General features: G+C 50.6%; 18 protein-coding genes. 11 read left to right on the top strand and 7 right to left on the bottom strand.

All coding sequences use genetic code 11. The features are described from left to right. Positions 1 to 38: 38 nt before the first annotated feature. From PP769_RS00650 to PP769_RS00635, 4 genes are read left to right on the top strand one after another with little or no spacing between them, the layout of a single operon-like run. Positions 39 to 2999 (top strand): DUF748 domain-containing protein, encoded by a 2961-nt coding sequence (locus PP769_RS00650; protein WP_312643961.1) that lies wholly within the window; start codon positions 39 to 41, stop codon positions 2997 to 2999. A 57-nt stretch (positions 3000 to 3056) separates the two neighbouring features. After that, the gene (locus PP769_RS00645; protein WP_312643959.1) at positions 3057 to 3869 is read left to right on the top strand and encodes a DUF1295 domain-containing protein; all 813 of its coding nucleotides are present in this window, start codon (positions 3057 to 3059) and stop codon (positions 3867 to 3869) included. 22 nt (positions 3870 to 3891) lie between these two features. Next, a complete protein-coding gene (locus PP769_RS00640; protein WP_312643957.1) occupies positions 3892 to 4311 on the top strand; it encodes a hypothetical protein in 420 nt (139 codons plus the stop codon). A 6-nt stretch (positions 4312 to 4317) separates the two neighbouring features. Further along, positions 4318 to 4737 carry a cyclin family protein gene (locus PP769_RS00635; RefSeq protein WP_312643955.1) on the top strand — a complete coding sequence of 140 codons (420 nt, stop codon included), beginning with the start codon at positions 4318 to 4320 and terminating at the stop codon, positions 4735 to 4737. A gap of 111 nt (positions 4738 to 4848) precedes the next feature. Here the strand turns inward: PP769_RS00635 and PP769_RS00630 are convergent, their stop codons facing one another. The 3 genes from PP769_RS00630 to PP769_RS00620 form a co-directional block, all read right to left on the bottom strand. Continuing rightward, entirely contained in the window at positions 4849 to 6123 is a 1275-nt protein-coding gene (locus PP769_RS00630) for an AmpG family muropeptide MFS transporter (RefSeq protein WP_312643953.1), read from the bottom strand. Positions 6124 to 6209: 86 nt separating this feature from the next. Beyond that, on the bottom strand, positions 6210 to 6770 hold the full coding sequence (locus PP769_RS00625; RefSeq protein ID WP_312643951.1) for a YqgE/AlgH family protein: 561 nt from the start codon (positions 6768 to 6770) through the stop codon (positions 6210 to 6212). Positions 6771 to 7001: 231 nt separating this feature from the next. Then, a complete protein-coding gene (locus tag PP769_RS00620; RefSeq protein WP_312643949.1) occupies positions 7002 to 7274 on the bottom strand; it encodes a Fe(2+)-trafficking protein in 273 nt (90 codons plus the stop codon). Between the two features lie 243 nt (positions 7275 to 7517). Here PP769_RS00620 and PP769_RS00615 point away from each other — a divergent pair, with 243 nt between their 5' ends. Next, the gene (locus tag PP769_RS00615; protein WP_312643926.1) at positions 7518 to 8453 is read left to right on the top strand and encodes a Ppx/GppA phosphatase family protein; all 936 of its coding nucleotides are present in this window, start codon (positions 7518 to 7520) and stop codon (positions 8451 to 8453) included. 17 nt (positions 8454 to 8470) lie between these two features. On the opposite strand, the gene PP769_RS00610 is transcribed toward PP769_RS00615, so the two are convergent. Next, the gene (locus PP769_RS00610) at positions 8471 to 9988 is read right to left on the bottom strand and encodes a class I SAM-dependent methyltransferase (RefSeq protein ID WP_312643916.1); all 1518 of its coding nucleotides are present in this window, start codon (positions 9986 to 9988) and stop codon (positions 8471 to 8473) included. Positions 9989 to 10581: 593 nt separating this feature from the next. Then, positions 10582 to 11268 carry a class I SAM-dependent methyltransferase gene (locus PP769_RS00605; protein WP_312643914.1) on the bottom strand — a complete coding sequence of 229 codons (687 nt, stop codon included), beginning with the start codon at positions 11266 to 11268 and terminating at the stop codon, positions 10582 to 10584. A 145-nt stretch (positions 11269 to 11413) separates the two neighbouring features. On the opposite strand from PP769_RS00605, the gene PP769_RS00600 reads away from it, so the two are divergent. The 4 genes from PP769_RS00600 to PP769_RS00585 all read left to right on the top strand — a co-directional run bounded on the left by PP769_RS00600 (position 11414) and on the right by PP769_RS00585 (position 15121). Next, positions 11414 to 11893 (top strand): hypothetical protein, encoded by a 480-nt coding sequence (locus tag PP769_RS00600; RefSeq protein WP_312643912.1) that lies wholly within the window; start codon positions 11414 to 11416, stop codon positions 11891 to 11893. Positions 11894 to 12091: 198 nt separating this feature from the next. Further along, entirely contained in the window at positions 12092 to 12928 is an 837-nt protein-coding gene (locus PP769_RS00595) for an endonuclease/exonuclease/phosphatase family protein (RefSeq protein WP_312643910.1), read from the top strand. 253 nt (positions 12929 to 13181) lie between these two features. Then, positions 13182 to 13733: an RNA polymerase sigma factor gene (locus PP769_RS00590; protein WP_312643909.1), complete on the top strand. Its 552-nt coding sequence runs from the start codon at positions 13182 to 13184 to the stop codon at positions 13731 to 13733. After that, positions 13733 to 15121, top strand: coding sequence for a hypothetical protein (locus tag PP769_RS00585; RefSeq protein WP_312643907.1), 1389 nt, complete (start codon positions 13733 to 13735; stop codon positions 15119 to 15121). Before PP769_RS00590 ends, PP769_RS00585 begins: the two co-directional genes overlap by 1 nt. 62 nt (positions 15122 to 15183) lie before the next feature. Here PP769_RS00585 and PP769_RS00580 read toward each other — a convergent pair whose 3' ends face one another. After that, entirely contained in the window at positions 15184 to 15828 is a 645-nt protein-coding gene (locus tag PP769_RS00580) for a hypothetical protein (RefSeq protein ID WP_312643905.1), read from the bottom strand. Positions 15829 to 16212: 384 nt separating this feature from the next. Here PP769_RS00580 and PP769_RS00575 point away from each other — a divergent pair, with 384 nt between their 5' ends. Together PP769_RS00575 and PP769_RS00570 are read left to right on the top strand one after the other, a co-directional pair. After that, entirely contained in the window at positions 16213 to 18696 is a 2484-nt protein-coding gene (locus tag PP769_RS00575) for a VIT and vWA domain-containing protein (RefSeq protein ID WP_312643902.1), read from the top strand. Between the two features lie 153 nt (positions 18697 to 18849). Continuing rightward, positions 18850 to 18993 (top strand): hypothetical protein, encoded by a 144-nt coding sequence (locus PP769_RS00570; RefSeq protein ID WP_312643896.1) that lies wholly within the window; start codon positions 18850 to 18852, stop codon positions 18991 to 18993. A gap of 11 nt (positions 18994 to 19004) precedes the next feature. Here the strand turns inward: PP769_RS00570 and PP769_RS00565 are convergent, their stop codons facing one another. Then, positions 19005 to 19928 (bottom strand): tetratricopeptide repeat protein, encoded by a 924-nt coding sequence (locus PP769_RS00565; RefSeq protein WP_312643894.1) that lies wholly within the window; start codon positions 19926 to 19928, stop codon positions 19005 to 19007. Between the last annotated feature and the right edge of the window lie 13 nt (positions 19929 to 19941).

Genomic DNA, 19941 nt, shown 5'->3' with positions numbered 1-19941 from the left:
TCGATTTCGTTTTCTTTCATGAGTATAAACCCCAAATCATGAAAAAAAATGGCAAAATTCTTCTGTATGTTCTTCTTGGATTGTTCCTACTCTATACTCTCGTGGGTTACCTAGTGATTCCGTGGGCGATTACCACGAAGGTTCCTCCCAGGCTTTCGGAGCAACTGGGTCGGCCGGTGGCTATCCAGGAAGCCGAGTTTAATCCATTTTTGTTTACACTACAGATTAACGGATTTGATGTTCAGGAATCCGATGGTTCTCCGTTACTCGGGTTAGGTGAACTGTTCATTAATTTCGATCCTGCCGCTTCACTGGTGAACCGGGCCTACACGTTTGCGGAAATTCGGGTGGAGCTGCCGTATGGATTGGCATGGGTTCGCGCCGACGGATCCTTGAATCTCGCGGCATTAGGCTCTTCCTCCGCACCTCAGGATGTCCCTCCCGAGGCTCTACCTGAGGAAAACTCATCACCAGAATCCGCAGAATTGCCCGCGATTCTAATCGAACAACTTTCCATTCAACAGGGAATGTTGGAATTTCGGGATTCTTCCCGCCCGACTCCATTTGTGGCGCATTTCGTGCCAATCAATCTCACGCTGGAACAGTTTAGTACCCAAAAAGGTCAGGCCAATTCCTATGTGCTCTCAGCTGAACGCGATGCAGGTGAGAAAATTACCTGGGAAGGGACGGTCACTCTGGACCCCTTTCAGTCCGAAGGGCGCTTGGTTTTTGAAGATTACCAATTGCCCAGACTATGGACCTATGCTCAGGATCTGGTGCGATTTGAGATTCCTCAAGGACAAATAACGATGAAGGGACATTATCGATTGTCTACGACCGATCAGGGGGTGGATGTCTTGGTCGATGGAGGGAGCCTGACGATTCATGATTTACAGATTCAGGAGAAAGGGACCCGCTCCCCCGTAATCACCATTCCCCTCTTTGAAGTCAACGGCGTCTCGGTTGATGTGGCCAAGCAGGATGTTCGAATTCCTTCGATAAAGTCTCGCGACGCTCAACTAACCGGGTGGGTCGGAAAGGATGGAGTGGTCAATTATCAGACGTTGTTTTCACCTGTAACATTAGAAAATCAGACAGTTCCTGAACCGGAGCTTTCCCCGGCCAATCCGTGGAAGATGGTCATTGAGGATCTGGCCTTGGATAACTTCACCATTGATTTTGAGGACCGCCAGCCTGAAGATCCTGTCAAATTGCTATTGGACACCATTCATTTTCACACCTCGGACGTGTCATTGGATTTGGATCGCTCTTTTCCTGTCGATCTTTCGTTTCAGTTCAATCAAACCGGACAGGCAAATTTGCAAGGGATGTTAATGGTAGATCCCCTGTCCCTTGAACTTGACCTGTCATTAAAGAACATTGCCCTTGCGCCGTTTCAATCGTATATCGCTCCCTTTGTCCAATTTGCTATCGAGGATGGCGCGCTCTCGCTGCAAGGAAGCACACACTATCAGGCGGAAACGACGACTCAGCCAATGGTGAGCTTTAAAGGAGGAATGGGGATATCCCATTTGGCCCTTGGAGATCCCATGCAGGACACCTCTTTTTTGACATGGGAGGCGTTTGAGCTGAAGGCTTTGGATCTACAAATTGAACCAACCATAGTAAATCTTCAAAAAATCGAACTGATCAATCCCGCACTCGCCTTGTTGATTGATGAGGAAGGAAGGTTGAATCTTCAACGATTGTTTTCTCCGCCAGGATCCGGATCTCAAGAAGAAACGGCATCAGACGAAACGCCGTCGGAGGCCCAATCTGACGAATCGTCTCCGATCCCGGTCACAATTGAATCGGTGTCTCTTACCAATCTTCTGGCTCGTTTCACCGATCAATCGGTTTCTCCGAATGTCGTTACAAAAATTGATGGTTTGAGCGGTACGATTAAGGGACTATCTTCGGATCAATTAGCCAAAGCCGATGTTGCGTTACAAGGGACGGTAGATAAATACGCCCTATTTAAGATTGCCGGGCAGATTAATCCTTTGAGTGAAGATGCCTATACGGATGTGACCGTCACGTTCAACAATCTTGATCTCCCCACCGTCTCTCCTTATTCGGCCCACTATGTCGGGTATCCCATTACGAAGGGGAAGCTGTCGTTGGATCTCGAGTATAAAGTTTCTGAAAAGACTCTCGTTGGTGAAAATAAGGTGTTGATTGACCAGTTGCGGATGGGTGAGAAAATCGAAAGTCCGGATGCGACGTCGTTGCCGATTCCTCTTGCCGTGGCCTTACTGAAAGACCGCAAAGGACAGATTGATATTGATTTGCCGGTGCGCGGGAATTTGGACGATCCGGATTTTAGTTATGGAGGAGTCATCTGGAATACCGTGGGAAATCTTCTAACCAAAGTTGCGACATCTCCTTTTGCCATGGTCGGAGGATTGGTGGGTGGCAACGGTGATGATCTGCAATATGTGGCCTTTTCTGCGGGTAATGCCCGGTTGTCTCCTGCTGAACAAGAAAAGCTGCATGCGCTTGGTCAAGCGCTGGGCGATCGTCCTGCCTTGCGATTGGATATCACCGGGGCTGCCGATCGCCAGGTCGATCACCAGGGTTTGGCCGCCGGGGAATTGCGGAAACAACTGCAACAGCGAAAATTCGTCCAGGGCTCCTCTTCCGCGAGGGAGGGGATGTCTTTAGAGCAGATTGAACTTAGTCCGGAAGAGGAAGGGCGCTTGATCGCAGAAGTGTTTGCCGAGCAATTCGGATCGCAACCCAATATGCTGGCTTCTCCGGAAGGGAAAACTCCGGACATTCCTTCACCTGAGCAGATGAGATCCAAATTGCTTGAATCGATCAAGGTGGAGGATGAGCAGCTTCGTCTCCTGGCTCAGGAACGGGCTCAAGGCATTCGAGAATTTCTCATCCAGGAAGGGAAGGTATCCGGTGACCGAGTGTTCCTCCTCGAACCAAACCTAAGTCCCGTCACGGAAGATCAAACCGTCCGGAGTCCTTTGGCCTTAGCCGCGAATTGAGTCCCATTCCAAATATCTTCATGGTCGTGGTGTGAATCCTGTGTTTTCTGATTTAAGGTGAATCCGTTTTCCTGGCATATGCTCACTCTTCCGCATGTGTCTCAGATTGTAGGTCTCCTCCTGGTGCTCTTCATTGCCTTGTGGCTTGTACATTTGCGAGTGGGCCATGCCTCCTTCGCCGATGTAGGATTTTGTTTGGGATTTGGCCTTGTCGTTATTGTTTGTGGAATAGAGGGAGAGGGCAGTCCTTGGCGACGGGCTCTTGTTGTGAGCATGGGGAGTGCATATGCCTGCCGGTTGGGCTGGCACCTGTGGAAGAATCGCATTTGGGGAAAGTCGGAGGACCCCCGGTATAAAACCCTTCGGGCAGTGTTAGGCAAGTGGGAATCGGTAGGAATCTTCGGGTACTTCATGCTGCAAGTTCCTGCTTGTCTGTTCTTTGGATTTCTCCTGTGTTGGATTATGGGCCATTCTGAACCGGCGGTAAGAGGTTGGGATCTCCTGGGCTTTGGGATCTTTTTGCTAGCCTTTTTTGGAGAGGCTCTTGCGGATATTCAACTTGAACGGTTCCGATCTAATCCGACGAATCAGGGTAAGGTCTTACAGACGGGGTTGTGGCGGTTTTCCCGTCATCCTAATTATTTTTTTGAAATTCTACAGTGGTGTGCCTATATTCCGTTGGCAGTTGGACTGCCGGGGGCATGGATGGCGATCGCGTGGCCTTTACTCATGATGTCGTCGCTCTTGTGGGTGACGGGAGTGCCCCTGGCCGAGGCTCAGGCTATGAACAGCCGAGGGGAAGCCTATCGCATTTATCAACGCACCACCAATAAATTGTTTCCCTGGCTGCCTCGGGGGAGCAGCTCATAAAGTCATAGAGAGGAGAAAGTCTATGTTGCGGAAATCTCAAGCCGGCTTCAGCCATCATTGGAGCAATCCAAGAGGACTGTTACTTTTAGCCGGCCTTCTGGTGTTGTTGAACATAGTGAATGGTTGTGCATTTGTCCGGGGAGAAGTGGGTGAGGCTTTTCCGGAGGATCGGATTGAGACGATTGAGAAAGGCATAACAAATCGTCAGGAAGTGGCCCAACAATTCGGTGCCCCCGATGAAATTGTCCAGGCAAACGGCTATGAGATCTTTCACTACCGCCGATTTGACAGCAAGTTGGGATGGTTGCTGTTTTTATCCCGTCTTAATATTGGCAGTGATCATCTCTGGGTATTTTTTAATTCCCAAGGGTTAGTGGATGACGTGGTGTTTGGCAATCGGACCAGGAATGTGGAATTCCAAATCTGGCCGTTCGGGGAGTAGGGCAAGATGGCCTTGGTCTTTGGAAAAACCGGTATCCTTGGCCTCCTGTTGGTTCTTTCTCTGGCTAGCTGTGACTTTCGTCGCGTGGTGGTCAATGATCCATTAGTTGCCGACTCTCTCGAAGAATTGGTGCCAGGAAAAAGCACGGTTCGGGATGTGGCCAGGAAATTAGGCGCTCCCGATGAGATTGAGGAAGGGGCCGGCGGGATGGTCTTTCGTTACCGATATGGAGATAGCAAGACGATGCGGATAAATTTCGGATGGCTTCTCCGTGTATTGTTGCCCGTCTCTCCATCCATGAATCTGGGAAGAGGTGAAGGGGTCACCTATATTTTACATGTGGCGTTGCGCCCGGATTTAACCTTTGATCATTCAGTTATTCAGCCCCCACCCGATACCCCCCATTTCTGGTTTTGGCCGTTTTAACGGCCTTAAGGTGCATGGTAACTATTAGGAAATGTTTCAACTTCATTAGGAACTAGGGGATGTAATTGTCCTTGCTTGTCTCAATTCCATCCTTGCCGGCTCAACAAGGTCCTATTGCCTGGTGAGGGATTGGTGGTTTTCTTCCAAGCGGCGGAGATAGGGGATGAGGAATAAGCCGGGCAGGGCAATTACGGTACACAGAAGAAAAAACCCTTCCCACCCCAACCAGGTGGCCAGGACTCCGGTGGTGGAACCGGCAAAGACTCGTGGAATGCCCATGAAGCTGGTCAACAGAGCATATTGTGTGGCGGTAAACCGCTTGTTGGTGAGACTGGCCATAAAGGCCACAAATGCGGTTTGTCCCAGACCACTGGAAATGGTTTCAAAGGCAATGACGGCCGTCAGGGTCGGGAGATGATTGCCGGTATAGGCCAGAATGACAAATCCTGCCGTTGAAATCATTTGGAGGAAACCCAGGATAAACAGGGATGGCACAATTCCCAGGCGGTAGACCACCAGCCCACCAATCAATCCTCCCGCCATCAAGGCAATCATGCCAAAAACCTTGACGATCATCGCATAATCGGTTTTCGAGACCCCGAGATCCACCATAAATGGAGAAAGCATTTCTGACGCCATACTATCGCCGACCTTATACAGCAGGATGAACAACAGCATCATGAGGGCGCCCGGACGGGAAAAAAATTCCAGAAACGGGCCTGTGATGGCTTCCTGCCATGATGCGGGTGGTGGTGCGGGAATGGTGGGTTCCGGTGCAAACCATGTCGTGAGAATGCCAATGATCATCATGGCGCCCATGATGAAATAGACAGCATTCCAGGAAAGACTCTCCTGATCTGCCAGAAATAAGGCTAACGCTCCAGCGACCAACATTCCTAAGCGATAGCCATAAATAAACATGGAAGATCCAATGCCGAGTTCCTCGTCAGAGAGGGATTCACGTCGATAGGCATCCAGGACGATGTCCTGGCTGGCGCTAAAAAATGCCACAAGGACACACAAGACCGCGAGGGTTGATAACTGAATTGCCGGTTGAGTCAACGCGAGTGAGGCGATGGTGATCATCAAAGCTATCTGAGTGCCCAGCATCCATCCTCGTCGTCTTCCCAGAGCAGAAGACACAAGACGGTCCATAACTGGAGCCCAGAGAAATTTGAGCGTGTAGGGGAGGCCGACTAATCCGAAAAATCCAATGGTGGTTAAATCGAGCCCTTCTTCCCGCATCCAGAATTTGAGGGTCGAGCCAATGAGCAGGAGAGGAAGGCCGGAAGAAAAGCCGGTCAAAAGCATGACCAGCATTTTGGGACTGACAAGAAGAAGCCAGAAATTTTTGAGCCAATGACCTGGCTCGGTCTGCGTGGTCATACACCAGACCTTATCAAAGAAATGGGCTTAGGTCTTGTTGAAGCCGGAGGTGTAGGGATGCGGATGCAGTCGGGCCAGAGAGGCAGTCAGTTTAAATTTGGATCAACGGGCATATGCGCATACATTGTATAGTGATCTCCGAAGGTTCGGATGACCTCGCCCCATAAGACCTGAGAATCCTCCTCGAAGACGAGGTGAGGTTGGGCAGGCATGGTAAGCCATGACCCACTTTCCATTTCCGTCTCCAATTGTCCAGGTCCCCAGCCCGAATAGCCCATATATGCCCGAAACGATTCGTGCTCACCGGGAACTTCTAGAATGCGCTCCAGCGTCTCCATATTCCCGCCCAGATACACGCCGTCAAGCACCGCATGGGTATCTTCAATTTCCTCATTCAAACGGTACAGGACGAGCAAGCTGTTTTTCTGAACCGGCCCCCCGGAATAGACCCGATGTTCCTGCCCTTCGAGCACTGGAACTTGAGGCAGCACCTCGGCAATATTCATTTCGGTCGGACGATTTACGACCACGCCCAGGGCCCCTTCCGGTCCATGCTCGCAGAGCAGCACGACCGTTTGACGGAAATTGGGATCGCGCAACGCCGGAGTGGCGATAAGGAAAACCCCTTTGCCTAAAGGTGTGTCCATAAACTCATCCTAACGTGCCATAGGGATTCCATCAAGAGGGGCATTTCCCGGGAGAAGATCATACGTGGTTGTAAGGGTACCATCGGAAAACCGGCTCACTCCCACGTCTCCGTCAGGCAAGGCTGTGCGATAATTCCCTCCGGCCCTGCATCACAAAAATGGAGGAATCCTGCGTAAGAAAGGAGCCTCAATCCGAACCCTTTAGAAATTATGGTAGGAAATTTTGATAGATTAATGGCGGTAATCTTTAAATTCGCCCGTGGTGTCATCCAATTTTAAAAAAGTCCGCATCTGTGTCTTAAGGGTTTGCCGGGCATTTTCATCCCCTAAATTCAATTGGTACTCGTTAATAACCATGGTTTTTGTTCCGCCCGGGCCGGCCCATTCATTCCAGCAGGTTTGACAGACTTTCTGTTTGATTTCTTCTTCCAGTTTCCCCATAAAAAGATTGTCCGTGATCGGGTCCGCGTCTTTATCGCATTTTCGGCAATGAATTTGCGCCATCCTTTTCTCCTTTTGTAATAGTCAGGCCCAAAGTTTATGAGTATTAATATGCAGCAGAATTTTAAATCCTAACACAGAAATCTTGGGTGGGAAAAGAAGTCTGGACGGATTTCAATGCTCTGGTCTTTTTGAGTGCATTTCAGGTATGGATGTCGACCTCACGTTTGGTTTCTTTTAATTTGGGAATTGCGATCGTGTGGGGGGAATTTGTGGGGCCTATCTCAAGATCGGAGAAGCGACAGCATGTTACTCGCAGGAATTGATATTGGCACCTTGACCTGTCGCTTGTTGGTGGCAGAAGTCAATCCACCGGGGGAATTGGCAGTTGTTGATGCGGATCGGCGGATCCTACGCCTCGGGGAAGGGGTGGACCAATACAAACGGTTATCACAGGCCGCGATGGATCGCGTAGTGTCCACCTTAAAAGATTGGAAAACAAAGACCGCCAAGTATCCGCTCAGCGGGGTGGCAGTCGTGGCGACCAGCGCCGTGCGTGAATCGGAAAACCGCCAGGACTTTCTCGCCCTTGTCACTCAAGAAACCGGATGGGAAGTGGAGGTCTTAACGGGAGAAGAAGAAGCCAGGCGAACCATGTTGGGTATTCGTTTTGGCCTGTCTCCCGCTATTTCTGATTTTTTGGGATTGGATATTGGCGGCGGCAGTACCGAATGTATCCTGGCCCAAACTGGAAAGGCTCCGGCCGTCATTTCGTTGGATCTGGGAGTGGTGCGTTTATTGGAGCGGGTACTTCGTCTGGATCCACCCACAATCCGGGAGATTTCCCAAGCTGAAGCCTGTATTGATGAGGAATTGGCCAAGGTGTCAAAAGCCTTCGGGACCTTTTCAGGCATACCGCTGGTGGGGACCGCAGGGTCCGTCACTACACTCGCCGCGATGTCTCAAGGATTGGCGAGATATGAGTCGGCACGTGTCCACAATTATGAGTTAACGTTGTCGACCATCAAAGGGCTGGAGCAGAATCTCATCACCAAAACCGGACCGCAGCGCTTGGCCATGCCGGGTCTGGAGCCCGAGCGGGAATATGTCATCGTGGCAGGCACGGTGATTCTACGAAGAATCATGGAGACCTTCAGTCTTGACACATGTCTGGTCAGTGACTTTGGCCTTCGGGAAGGAATTCTGGTTGATAAAGCCAGAAAGTTGAAAATGGTGGAATAAGAAGGGTAGGGATAGTCTTATCGCTGAGTGTACCAGCGGAAACCGCCGGATTCTTTGAAGGCCGGTTGCTGCCCGATGCTCATGCCGCCGGGCTTTTCGACCAACAGGACTTTAAAATCCCACAGACCGAACCATGCCGGATCCAGAACGTTATGGTAGTGCAAGCCGGTGAGTTTGGGAAGAAGAGTGCCCAGGGCGGTGCCCAATTCTTTTTCGGTATAGGCGCGCACGGAGAAGGGCTTTTCCAATTCACGGCAAAATCGCCGTAGGGTATAGGCCGCGCCGGTACATAAGACATTAATGTCCCGTTTCATGCCCAGTAATTGAGGCAGGGTGCAATACTGCTCGCGGAAGCCCAGCCATTTGGCGGCATGACGGAGATGACTGAATTGCACTTCATATTCGGTGTGACCGGGCAATCTGACGGGAGAGGGCCAATCATCTTCGATCCCGAATTCGACCAGGATGGCACGTCCGCCCGGCTTCAGCACGCGCCAGACTTCCTGTAAAAATTGAATCGCGCCGTAATTGAAAATCACTTCGTCGGGAAAGGGTGGCATGAGTGGCAGGCGCATGCGCCGGATAAGGTCCAGGGCTTCCTCATGCAAAGGGTTTTCGCCTCGATACGTGAGGAGTTCGTCCCCGGCAAATTGGATTGGGGTCATGTCGGCAAGATTTTCATTGTCGATCAATAAATCAACGGAACGGTCCGCCAAGGGCATTCGTTCGGCATTGGCTTGAATGGCTGTTGCCGTCCACCCTGCTTGTCGCGCTAACGACGTTTGGGATCCCAGAAACGGGCCGGTCAGATCGAGAAAGGTGTACTGAACGTCTTTCCGTTCCTCCGCCGAGAGTTCTGCTGCCAGTTCCTTTGATACGTACCCGAGGCCGGCACCCACTTCCACAATGCGTTTGGGTTTGGGGGAAAGCCAGCCCATTTGCCTCAGGGTTTTGCCGAGCAGTCGCCCATAGGTCAGCCCGTTCATGGCTTCGCAGGGTTCACGAAATAAGTGCGAGACCGTCGTTTCGATAATTTCAAAATGCCCATGGGGGCCTTGAATGCCTTGAACGTGAAATTTGGACAGATGATCCTCGGTTTCAGCTTGGACGTTTTGATGCCACCCTTCCCGCACCTTTTGCAGCAACAAATCCCATTTCGCCTCTGCGCTGTGTCCGCTGGGGGGTTCGGTTCCAAAATAGGCTAACGAAAACCGCGGTTGGGCCCACCGTTCTAAATGCCAGCGACCATTCTGTTGGGTCGGGCTGCAGACCCATTTCCCATACTGATTAAGCAGGGCACCAATGGTCATACGACCATCCATCGCGCCGAGCAGGGCAGCGCCCATGCGATTGAGACGAATCAAGGGTAATTCTTCATCGAGCGGGGCCACCCACCATTCCTCAGTGGCATGCTGATAAATCACAATATCGGGCATGCGCCATGCCCGTTGATTGAGGATGTCCCCCTCCAAGACCTGAGGGCTGACTCCTGCCCAGGTATCGGTAGTGGGTTGAGAGGCGGTGGTTTGGGTCATGGGTTTCTATTCGTGATATGGAAGTCCAAACGCCAAAAGAAGTTGCAAGGGTACCCCAATGATCCAAAAGGCCGCAACCATGGATCATTCCGAATTTATGGTTTTTGCCTTACAGCTTGCCGATGTGTATCGGATATCTATCTTGTGGATTGCCAGTAAATAAGACCAGGCGGGTGAACGCCTCGCAGGTGTGTGCACAACTCGCGTGTCGACGCCATATTCTGTGTTGCCGGGTTTCGCCCCGGCAGGCGAGGTTTTGCCTGATGCGTCTCGAAGAGCGCGACCTTTGTTGTGGAGGCAAAAGCCCCCAAAACCATTGACGCCCCGTCTGGCCCCATGAGAGGGGAGGGACGCCAGCCTGCGGAGGGCGGACCAACTCACGGAGCCTGCCCTGAGGTTGCTCGAAGGGCTCAAACAAGGCCTGCCAGCGGATGAGAGCGTCCCTCCCTTGAGCCAGCCAGCAGCAGGCGTCGGACCATGGGAGAGAACCCTTTCAGGGACACACAGAAAAGAGGGGAGAACCCTCTATTCTGTATGATCCGCAACCATTTCTTTCCTTTCAGGAGGAAGGAGAGAAACCAAAGTTCTGGCACTTATTGCTGTGTGGCCTGTAGGGGTTTTTGTGCCAGGATGCTGGCAAAGGCTGCATCTCCTGTATCGACTTCTTGATAACGCAACACTCGTAGCGCAGGGAGCAACGTCAGTAATTCATTCCGCTCCAGGAGGAAGGTTCTGTTAAATTGTGGGCGGTATTGCAAATGATCAACCGTATAGGTTTCGATCAGGACCACCCCGCCGGGCTTGAGGGCAGCAGTAATTTTTGGGAAGAGATCGCGCTGCAGGAAATAAGTACAGATAATCACATCGTAGGAATTCTGGGGAATGGTGTATTGTTCCAGGTCGGCGACGACGGTGGTCAGTTTCACGCCTTTCTCGGCAGCGAGGGCCCGGGCTTTTTTGAAACCCGCCTCTGAAATATCGACCCCGGTGACCTGAAAGCCTTTTGTGGCTAAAAAGACCCCGTTGCGTCCTTCACCCATGGCCAGGTCAAGGGCAGCCCCCTTGGGTAGAAGATCGACATGGTCCGTTAAAAACGGGATGGGGTCACGTCCGAATAGATAGTTCTCGGTTTCATATTTCTTATTCCATCGCTCCTTGTCTGCTTCGGCTCCCCATGAGGAGTCAATGGCCATGAATCCAGCAAGTGTGAATGGACCCAGAAGCCCCAGGACAAATATTTGGGAAATATTTGAGAATAGCTGTAAGCGAATTCTCATCATTTGACCTCCACAGCTGTTGAGAGAACCATAGCCGATTCCAGTCGGGGGACGAGAGAATCCATCACGTTTCTTGGTGGTCTTTCCCTGTTTCAGTGGGTATTATGGCACCGTTTGGGAGATGAATGGAAATTGTAGGAGAAAACATATGCCTGCCTATGTTGTCACGTGGATTCATTTATTGGCCGCCATCACCTTCATTGGCGGATGGATGTTTGTTCAGCTCGTCGTCAGGCCAAGTTTGACCGAAGGTAAGGCTAAGGTACCGTCGATGGAAGCTCTTGAAATGGTCAAAAAAGTTGGCCAACGGTTTAAAATGGTGGGGTGGGTGAGTCTTATGGCGCTGGTCTTTACCGGAGCGTCTCAATTATTGGATGAAAGCGGGTCAGCACGCATTGAAACCAATTGGGGCTTGATCATGATGCTCAAGCTTTTTGTCTTTGCGATTGTAGGAGGATTAATTTTCGTCCACGATCTTATTCTTGATCCCTATGGTGTCTCCGCAAAGAGCAAAAAGAATGAGACGGAGTCACTCCTGTTTTCCGGAAAAGTGGTTTGGGTCCAACGAGCCATCTTAAGTCTGAGCCTGGCTGTCTTGTTCATTGCGGCCTATTTGACCTCTATTTGACGCGAGAACTTTCCCCCTTGTTGCCAGCCCGTTTCTGTCAATAAGCTTCTCTGCTGAAAAACCCAACCTTTGTATACAAGGGATTGTGAAAGAGTTATACGCCCGGTAAAGCAATCTTTTTCTTTTTTCAAGCCTATGGTACAACCTTGCGAAAGATGAAGATTTCATGACCTATCACACGTCACCAAGGAGGAGGAGATGGCCAAAGCATTCTCCGTTGCGTCTTGGAATGTGGAGCATTTCGGGGCGATGCACAAAAATAAGGGTAAGCCGAAAAAACCGATAGGCCCCATCATCGAGTTTCTAGCCCAACAACATGCTGATGTGGTCGCGGTCTACGAAGTCGTGGGCTCGACGGTCTATGATACCATCGTGACGGTGATGCCGGATTACCAGTTTCATATTACGGAGGGGCCTCAGGCACAGGAAATTTTGATAGGTGTGAAGCGAACCTTCTCGAGTTTTTATACTCAACGGCTGGAGTTTAAATCGGGGGTATCCGTACTGCGGCCTGGTTCCTTGCTTACGATTCAAGTGGATGGGAAAGCCTATCCCCTTTTATTTTTGCATTTAAAAAGTCTAACGGAACCTCGAGGATTTGGCTTGCGGGACGATCAGACCGAACGGGCGCTCAAATTGCGAAAAGTCCTGGATAAGGCATCGTGCAGTGAGGGCCAGGCGAATTATATTTTTCTGGGGGATCTCAACACGATGGGGATGAATCTGACGTTTAGCACGAAGGATGTCAGTGCAGACGAGGAAGTCCAACGTCTCCAGAAACGGGTGAAAAACCGGAAGATGCAGGTACTCGACAAGTCTTATCCGGAGACCTATTGGCCGGGTTCGAAGTCCTCTTACTCACCGGGCAACCTTGATCATGTTGTCGCGGCGGACCATATGCGGTTTAAGGCCTTTGGAGCAGCCCATATCGATATCCGCGGGTGGCCGCAAGAAACGACTCCTGAGAAACGAGATGCGTGGACCAGGAAATATTCCGACCACGCGCTTCTGTATTTCGAAGTCCAGAAAGTGTAGCGCCTCCTGCGCTTATCATCTTCCGGGTTTTCCACCGGTGTCTTAAGACTCGTGTGTGCTTTCTTCCAAGTTTCTCTCCATCATTCCCATCCAGTGGTACAATATCCAGAAGTTTCAGGAACCATGGAAATGCCACATTCCAGGATCAACCGTATGACTTCCGGAAAGTTACCTTGTCCCCGACACTCCTCGTGCAAAATAAGTCCGAAGGTTGAATTGTTGGTGAATAACGGGAAAAGGCCATAACCCGGCTATGGCCCGGGATCAGATCATTGGCCAGCTCCGTGAAAGGATTGTGGCATTTGCGACATCCCGTGGATCAAGGGATGTGGCTGAAGACTTGGCTCAGGAGGTTCTTCTGGTCTTGCACGAGAAATATCCTCAAGTCACGGAATTAACCGAGCTGGTTCCTCTGACCTTTCAAATTCTCAGGTATAAAATGCTGGATCTCCATCGAAAAAACCTCCGACGGGGCGAATATCATCAGGAATCCATTGATGATCGGCCGCTTGCAGATCCTGGAGATAATCCCGCCATGCAAGCCGAGCAGAAAGAGCGGGTGGGGCAATTGATTGAGGCGCTTCAGCAATTGGGTGAGCGTTGCAGGGAATTATTTCGCTTGAAACTTCAAGGCCACACCTTTCCGGAAATTCAACGGATATTCGGTGAGCGATCCATCAACACCATTTATACTTGGGACTCCCGCTGTCGAAAACAACTTCTGGCTCTCATGGGAGGACGTTGGGGGACCACTATCCCTCAGGCTGGTGAAGACAAAATGAAAACCGTGGAGAAGGATCTATAATGGCCACATCCTGGGAACATCTGCTTGGCGGCTATGCCAGTAATACGCTGACCGACGAAGAAAAGCGCCAATTATATGAGGCAGCCCTCAACGATCAAGCCCTTTTCGACGCCCTGGTCGATGAGGAAGCCTTGAAAGTCATGCTCGCCGATCCTGAAGCCCGCCGGCGCATTCTGGCCAGTCTAGAAGCAACAGAGCATTCCGGGGGTGTTTCGGATGAGAAAGTGAAATGGGTGAGCTGGTTAAAGGAGCACACGTCACTTGTCTGGGCGGGAAGCATTGCTGCCGTGGGTCTGGCTCTCATCTTTGGCTGGCAAATGGAAAAAAAATGGGGGCCGATGGTCAGTCAGGAGCAGGAAACCGCGAAATCCTCATCAAGAGAGGAACTCTCATTTCGAACACAGAAACCTTCGGATGAAGTTATATCATCGGTACAGGAGGAGGCCTTGGAGACCAAACCGGCTCAGACGGAGGCAATTGAGGGGGAACGTCAAGTTAGAGCCAAATCGGAAAGCGACGCGAGAGAAAGCGGTCTAGCCATGAGGCGTCAAAAGGCGCATGAACAAGTGGCTCAATCCCCACCAGCACCTTCAGCATTGATCCAGCCTAAGGACGGGCGCTCCCTCCAGCCCTTTTCGGTTCCTGAGGCTCCTGAAGTACCGATGGTGGATCACGCCACAACCCCTGGCAGAATAGCCGACCAAACTATGGAAGAGGCCACTCAATTACCTCCAAGCGCCCAGGAACTGTTTTATGCGGCAAGTGGATCGTTAGTCGATGAAGTGATTGGGGAGAAAAACGATATCGATAGGGACGACCAAGCCCTTCGTGGGGCCCTTTCCAAAATTATGAAACCCTCTTCTAAAGAGAAGCCGATGTCCTTTCCTTTGGAGCGAGATGTTGCAGGAGGTGCAGCTATTCCAACTGCCAGAGGGATTCGATACAGCTTTGTCCAACAGACGAAAGAGGGTAAAGATGAGGAGGTAGAAATCCAGCAGGTAAGGGGGAATTGGGCGGAAATTCGATTGGCTGTGGAATCAAACGTGTCCGGGTATCTCTATGTGCTGGCGCCATTGGGAAATGGCAGATGGCAGAATCTGGTGCCCATGAAATCCGACAAGACGGGACAAACTGAAGCGGGGATCAAAATGAAATCATTCCAACGGGTGGAATTTCCACTCGGGCAATTGACGGATAACTCAAACAAATCCGTCGCTCCCTCTCTAACCATTTTGCTTTCACCTATGCCGCTAAGCGACCTGAGCCAATGGCTGGAAAGTGAAGTTAACATGTCGGAGTTTCAAATTGAACGGGCAGAAGACGCGGTGTTTGTTGTAGAAAGAAACTATTCGAAAGACAAGCCTTTCAGCCTAACCCTTTCTTTTTGAGTATAAAAATTTACGCCAAAAAATTGTTAATTATTCAAGAATGCTAGGGATGACGTCCTCATTTAATTATCCGTCGAGGTTTTTGTCAGTAATTTCTTTCTTGCAGTGGTGACGATTTTGTCCAATTTGTCAGCTATGTCTTGTGTCTGGTTTATTCTTTCAATTTCGCAAATATCAATTACTTTTTTGTGTTGAATGGCATTTGAAGTTAATGACCAGGCTGCTGCTTTACCTATCATCAAACGATTCCAATCTCCTTTCACATTGAACCAGGGAAGTGCTTCGATAATTCTTGCAACAGGTTCTTTTTTACCTGTGGCCATGAAATTTCCCCATAATGAATCAAGAACCCAAGGGCCTTTTTCAAGAGGAATCTCGGTTACTGATATGGGATTACTTTCGAAAAAGATGTTGAAATCATCCATGAGGGCTTGTCGTTTTTGAAGAATTCCATGAACCCTTGTTTTTGAGTTGGTGAGATTGGCATACCAGAGGCTTAACACTAATACCCTATACTTGGAATCCGGCAATGTATTGGAACTCTCCATCCATTGTGTGACTTGGCTTTCATTTTCATTAAATATGCCAGATAGAAAACCTAAAGTAGGAGGAAATGCTTTGTTATCATCAAGAATATTATGATCGCTCAAATACTGAATTGCCGAGAAAATTTTTTCAGGTTCTGGGTTAAGGTAATAATAGGTCATCCATTTGGTAAATTCTTCCTTGTTTTGCCATTGAGCTTCCGCTGAGCCAAAACTAAAAAGGAAAAAAAACTGAAAATAATACCAAAGTTATAATTCTCATTCCATCTCCCTTTCTGGGCTAGCCTTCCCTTTAATCCTAACTAAAAAATTCTATTTATAGTTTAGAGTGTCCTAACAATTCTCCATATCTGGTTTTGTCCTTTTTTGCTCTGAGTCAAGCAAAACGGAAAGGAAAGGGTTGTCCTCATATCCATTTAGTTGTGGGTTTCTCTCATGGTTCCTCTATTTTTCGGTGTTTCAGGAATTTTTCTGAAAGGATTTAGGAAGTCCTGCCATACCCTCCTGTGAAGCGGCATGGGGCCGCTGCACATAAGGAGGTAGAACATGAACGTCGCACATGGCAGCAAACGATGGTGGAGCTTGGTGGGTGGAGGAGGGCTGGCCGGGTTGTTGGCTCTTGTGGGAGCAGGGGTTTTCGGCATGGGAGCTACCACTTCTGTCCCGGTAGCCTATGCTGAGGCAAATCTCAATGATGAATGGGGCAGTGGTAGTCAATCAGGAAGCCTGGTAGGGCTGGATCCGGAAGGAAAGTTTACCCAAGCCTTTCCTCTTACACACACTGATGTTTCAATTCAGGTCAGCGGGCCACTCGCCCGGGCTCAGGTGACCCAGCAGTTCGAAAATCCCTATTCCGATAAGATTGAAGCTGTCTATACCTTTCCCCTCCCACAGCATGCGGCGGTGGATGCGATGACGCTTACGGTTGGAGACCGGGTGGTGAAAGGGACGATAAAAAGGCGAGAAGAGGCGAGAGCCATTTATGAAGCGGCGAAACGGCGAGGCAATGTGGCAGGGCTTTTGGATCAGGAACGGCCAAATATTTTCACACAGTCGGTCGCGAATATTCTGCCGGGGGAGAAGATTTCGGTGACGATCAGTTACGTGGAGACGTTGTCCTATGACGATGGAATCTATTCGGTGGTGTTTCCGATGGTGGTTGGTCCCCGCTACATTCCAGGACAACCCACAGTCCAGGTCCCATCGTTCGGCGAGGGGTGGGCCTATGACACCGATCAAGTCCCGGATGCCTCCCATATCACGCCGCCTGTTGTGAAGCCGGGCAGTCGGTCGGGACATGACCTGTCGGTGTCCGTCACAATTGACGCTGGTGTACCCATTCAACAGATCCAATCCAAAACGCATGACATTGTTGTGAAAAAATCACAGACTTCTCAGGCGGAAGTTCACCTCAAACAGGAAGCGACTATTCCCAACAAAGATTTTATTCTGACCTATGCTGTGGCGGGGAATGATATTCACGATGCGGTCCTGACGCATCGAATCGGAGAAGATGGGTTTTTTACCCTGCTTCTCCAGCCGCCTGATCGGGTGAAGACCGAAGAGGTCACGCCCAAAGAACTGGTCTTTGTCCTGGATACCTCCGGGTCCATGTCGGGTTTTCCCATTGAAAAGGCCAAAGAAACCATGCGCCTGGCCATCGACGGGTTGAATCCGCGCGATACGTTTAATCTTAATACCTTTGCAGGTGATACTCATATTCTGTTTCCCGAACCGGTTCCGGCGACTTCGGGGAATGTCCGGAAGGCCCAGGCGTTTTTGGCCTCACGGTCCGGTGGGGGTGGGACTGAAATGATGAAGGCCATTCGTGCGGCGCTGGAACCCTCCGATTCGCAAGAACATGTTCGCATTGTGTGTTTCATGACCGATGGCTATATCGGCAATGATATGGCCATTCTGGGCGAAGTGCAGAAACATCCTAACGCCCGAATCTTTTCTTTCGGGATTGGCAGCAGTGTCAATCGGTTTTTGTTGGATAAGATGGCCGAGGAGGGTCGTGGTGAAGTGGAATATGTGGGCTTGAATGACGATGGCTCGGCTGCGGCGCGCCGTTTTCATGAGCGGGTCCAACATCCGTTGCTCACGGATTTGTCCGTGGACTGGGATGGGCTGGATGTGTCGGATATCTATCCAAAGCGACTCCCAGATTTGTTTAGCGCGAAACCGGTGGTGCTCATAGGCCGGTATTCGACTCCGGGCAAGGGTACGATACGGTTGCGGGGCAAGGTGGCAGGGCGTTCAGTGGTGCGGAATATTCCCGTCGATCTTCCAGGTTTTGCTCCGGACCATGATGTGCTGGCTTCTTTATGGGCGCGGACCAAAATTGCGGAACTCATGGCGAAGGATTACACAGGGATTCAACAAGGAAATCCCCGGACGGCCGTGCGGGAAGCCATCACGCAATTAGGGTTGGCTTATCGACTGATGACCCAGTTCACCTCATTTGTCGCGGTGGAAGAGTTGATCATCACGGAAGGTGGACAACCTCGTCGTGTAGAAGTGCCGGTGGAACTGCCGGAAGGCGTGAGCTACGAAGGCATTTTTGAAAGCGGTGACGAAAATGCAGGGAGTTTTCGGCAACACCCGATGCAACCGGCCGCGAAAACGAGTCGATCTTTTCTGGAAGGAAAGGTTGCCCGGGAATCCGTGGCCTCCAGCCCCCAGGCTTTGGTGGATCGCGTTGAACCGGAAAAGGATGATTCTCGTCGAGGAGACTCCTCCGGCAAGATGGATTCGACTCTCGAATCATTGGTGGAACATGTGGAGAAGGCAATCGTGTTGCCTCAGGACGTGGCACAACATGTGACCGAGGGGAAGGTATTACTTCAAGTCTGGTTGACGGATACCAATCCTGAGACCTTGGAGAAGTTGAAAGAAATCGGCTTCGAATTGGTGGCTCAACCCAAGACGGGAAACCTTGTAATCGGGAGACTATCCGTTGGAAAATTGAAAGCCTTCTCAAAATTATCCGTCGTGCGGTATGTCACGCTGCAACGGGCCCTAGCGTAAATTGATGTGTTAGTTTTCAGACGGCTCAGTTTCAGAACTGAGCCGTCTACTTTCGACTTGCTAGCAGAACCCTATCTTTTCTGAATAACCCTACCAAGCGGTAAGGACGTCATATGGGGAAATTAATGGATCGGGGGTCAGGATGGGCAGTTCATGTTGGATGGTCTGGCAAATGAGCATGCCGTCAAATGGGTCTTTATGACGAGCAGGAAGTTTTGGCAGGTGTCCGGTTGCGGCTTCTTCCAACGCGAGTGGGCTGATGCCATGCCGCTCCCCATTTTTCTCAAGTTGATTTAAATCAGAAATAACTAAAACGGAACTTCACCGGCGCGGAGTTTGATGAGGGCGTCTTTGACAAACTCGATGTCCTTGGTGCCGGGCTCCATGTTTTGTGCGGCGAGGGTCCAGGCGGCATCGGTTTCCTGTCGGCGATTCAAATACCACAAGGCTAAACCCCGATACCAATTGACGGCGGGTTGATTGGGTAGGTCGGCCAGAACCATGTCAAAATGTGCGAGAGCCTGTTTGAATATTTCCGGATCGTCAATTTGACGCGTTTCGATCTGGATCACTCCTAAATTGAAGTGGGCTTCATGCTGTTTCGGGTCCAGCTCTAAGGCTTTTTCCCATGCCTTTTTGGCTTCAGGCATTCGATTTAAAGCCATGTAGGATCGTCCAGCCATGATTTGACCCTGCAGGTCATCGGGATTGTCCTTGAGGCGTTTTTCCAGTTTGGCGACCATCTCCATCGGATTCGGGCCTCCGCCCATTTGGGCTTCGACGGCCATCAATTTTTGTGCGGCCTTGAACTGAAGCGCGCTGTAAATGCCGATGGAGGCCAGTAAGACCACCAAGCCAGAGGCGATGGTCGGAACCCAATTGATTCGTTTCGAGGTTGCCGGTTGATGTTCGCTGGTTTCGTCGTGAACGGTGTCCTTGAAGGTGTCCAGCCGGTCTAATAGGCTGAGTAGACGGCGTTCGTCAGTGGCCTTCAACCGTTCATAGTCGGACGGGTCCATCCTCCCCTGTGAGAGTTCCAAATCGAGGTCCTGGAGAGAACGGACCACGGTTTCTCGTTCGATTTGAAGATCAAGAAGTTCCTGAGCCCGGTCATCGTCCAGGCCAAAGGAAACGGGTGAAGGATCCCGTCGCCAAAACGGAAGGGTCAGGGAGACAAGCACGATCCCCAGGATGACCACAAACGGAATTACGAAAATGGCGAGCGTCGACATAAGGGATTGAGAC

Origin of the sequence: Candidatus Nitrospira allomarina, from assembly GCF_032050975.1 — a bacterium.
Taxonomy (GTDB): Bacteria; Nitrospirota; Nitrospiria; order Nitrospirales; family UBA8639; genus Nitrospira_E; species Nitrospira_E allomarina.
This window is presented reverse-complemented; position numbering and strand designations above follow the sequence as displayed.

Coding starts and splice junctions, on each gene's coding strand:
- PP769_RS00650 (WP_312643961.1), top strand. CDS start 39: ATGAAAAAAAATGGCAAAATTCTTCTGTATGTTCTTCTTGGATTGTTC.
- PP769_RS00640 (WP_312643957.1), top strand. CDS start 3,892: ATGTTGCGGAAATCTCAAGCCGGCTTCAGCCATCATTGGAGCAATCCA.
- PP769_RS00635 (WP_312643955.1), top strand. CDS start 4,318: ATGGCCTTGGTCTTTGGAAAAACCGGTATCCTTGGCCTCCTGTTGGTT.
- PP769_RS00630 (WP_312643953.1), bottom strand. CDS start 6,123: ATGACCACGCAGACCGAGCCAGGTCATTGGCTCAAAAATTTCTGGCTT.
- PP769_RS00625 (WP_312643951.1), bottom strand. CDS start 6,770: ATGGACACACCTTTAGGCAAAGGGGTTTTCCTTATCGCCACTCCGGCG.
- PP769_RS00620 (WP_312643949.1), bottom strand. CDS start 7,274: ATGGCGCAAATTCATTGCCGAAAATGCGATAAAGACGCGGACCCGATC.
- PP769_RS00615 (WP_312643926.1), top strand. CDS start 7,518: ATGTTACTCGCAGGAATTGATATTGGCACCTTGACCTGTCGCTTGTTG.
- PP769_RS00610 (WP_312643916.1), bottom strand. CDS start 9,988: ATGACCCAAACCACCGCCTCTCAACCCACTACCGATACCTGGGCAGGA.
- PP769_RS00605 (WP_312643914.1), bottom strand. CDS start 11,268: ATGATGAGAATTCGCTTACAGCTATTCTCAAATATTTCCCAAATATTT.
- PP769_RS00600 (WP_312643912.1), top strand. CDS start 11,414: ATGCCTGCCTATGTTGTCACGTGGATTCATTTATTGGCCGCCATCACC.
- PP769_RS00595 (WP_312643910.1), top strand. CDS start 12,092: ATGGCCAAAGCATTCTCCGTTGCGTCTTGGAATGTGGAGCATTTCGGG.
- PP769_RS00590 (WP_312643909.1), top strand. CDS start 13,182: ATGGCCCGGGATCAGATCATTGGCCAGCTCCGTGAAAGGATTGTGGCA.
- PP769_RS00585 (WP_312643907.1), top strand. CDS start 13,733: ATGGCCACATCCTGGGAACATCTGCTTGGCGGCTATGCCAGTAATACG.
- PP769_RS00580 (WP_312643905.1), bottom strand. CDS start 15,828: ATGACCTATTATTACCTTAACCCAGAACCTGAAAAAATTTTCTCGGCA.
- PP769_RS00575 (WP_312643902.1), top strand. CDS start 16,213: ATGAACGTCGCACATGGCAGCAAACGATGGTGGAGCTTGGTGGGTGGA.
- PP769_RS00570 (WP_312643896.1), top strand. CDS start 18,850: ATGTTGGATGGTCTGGCAAATGAGCATGCCGTCAAATGGGTCTTTATG.
- PP769_RS00565 (WP_312643894.1), bottom strand. CDS start 19,928: ATGTCGACGCTCGCCATTTTCGTAATTCCGTTTGTGGTCATCCTGGGG.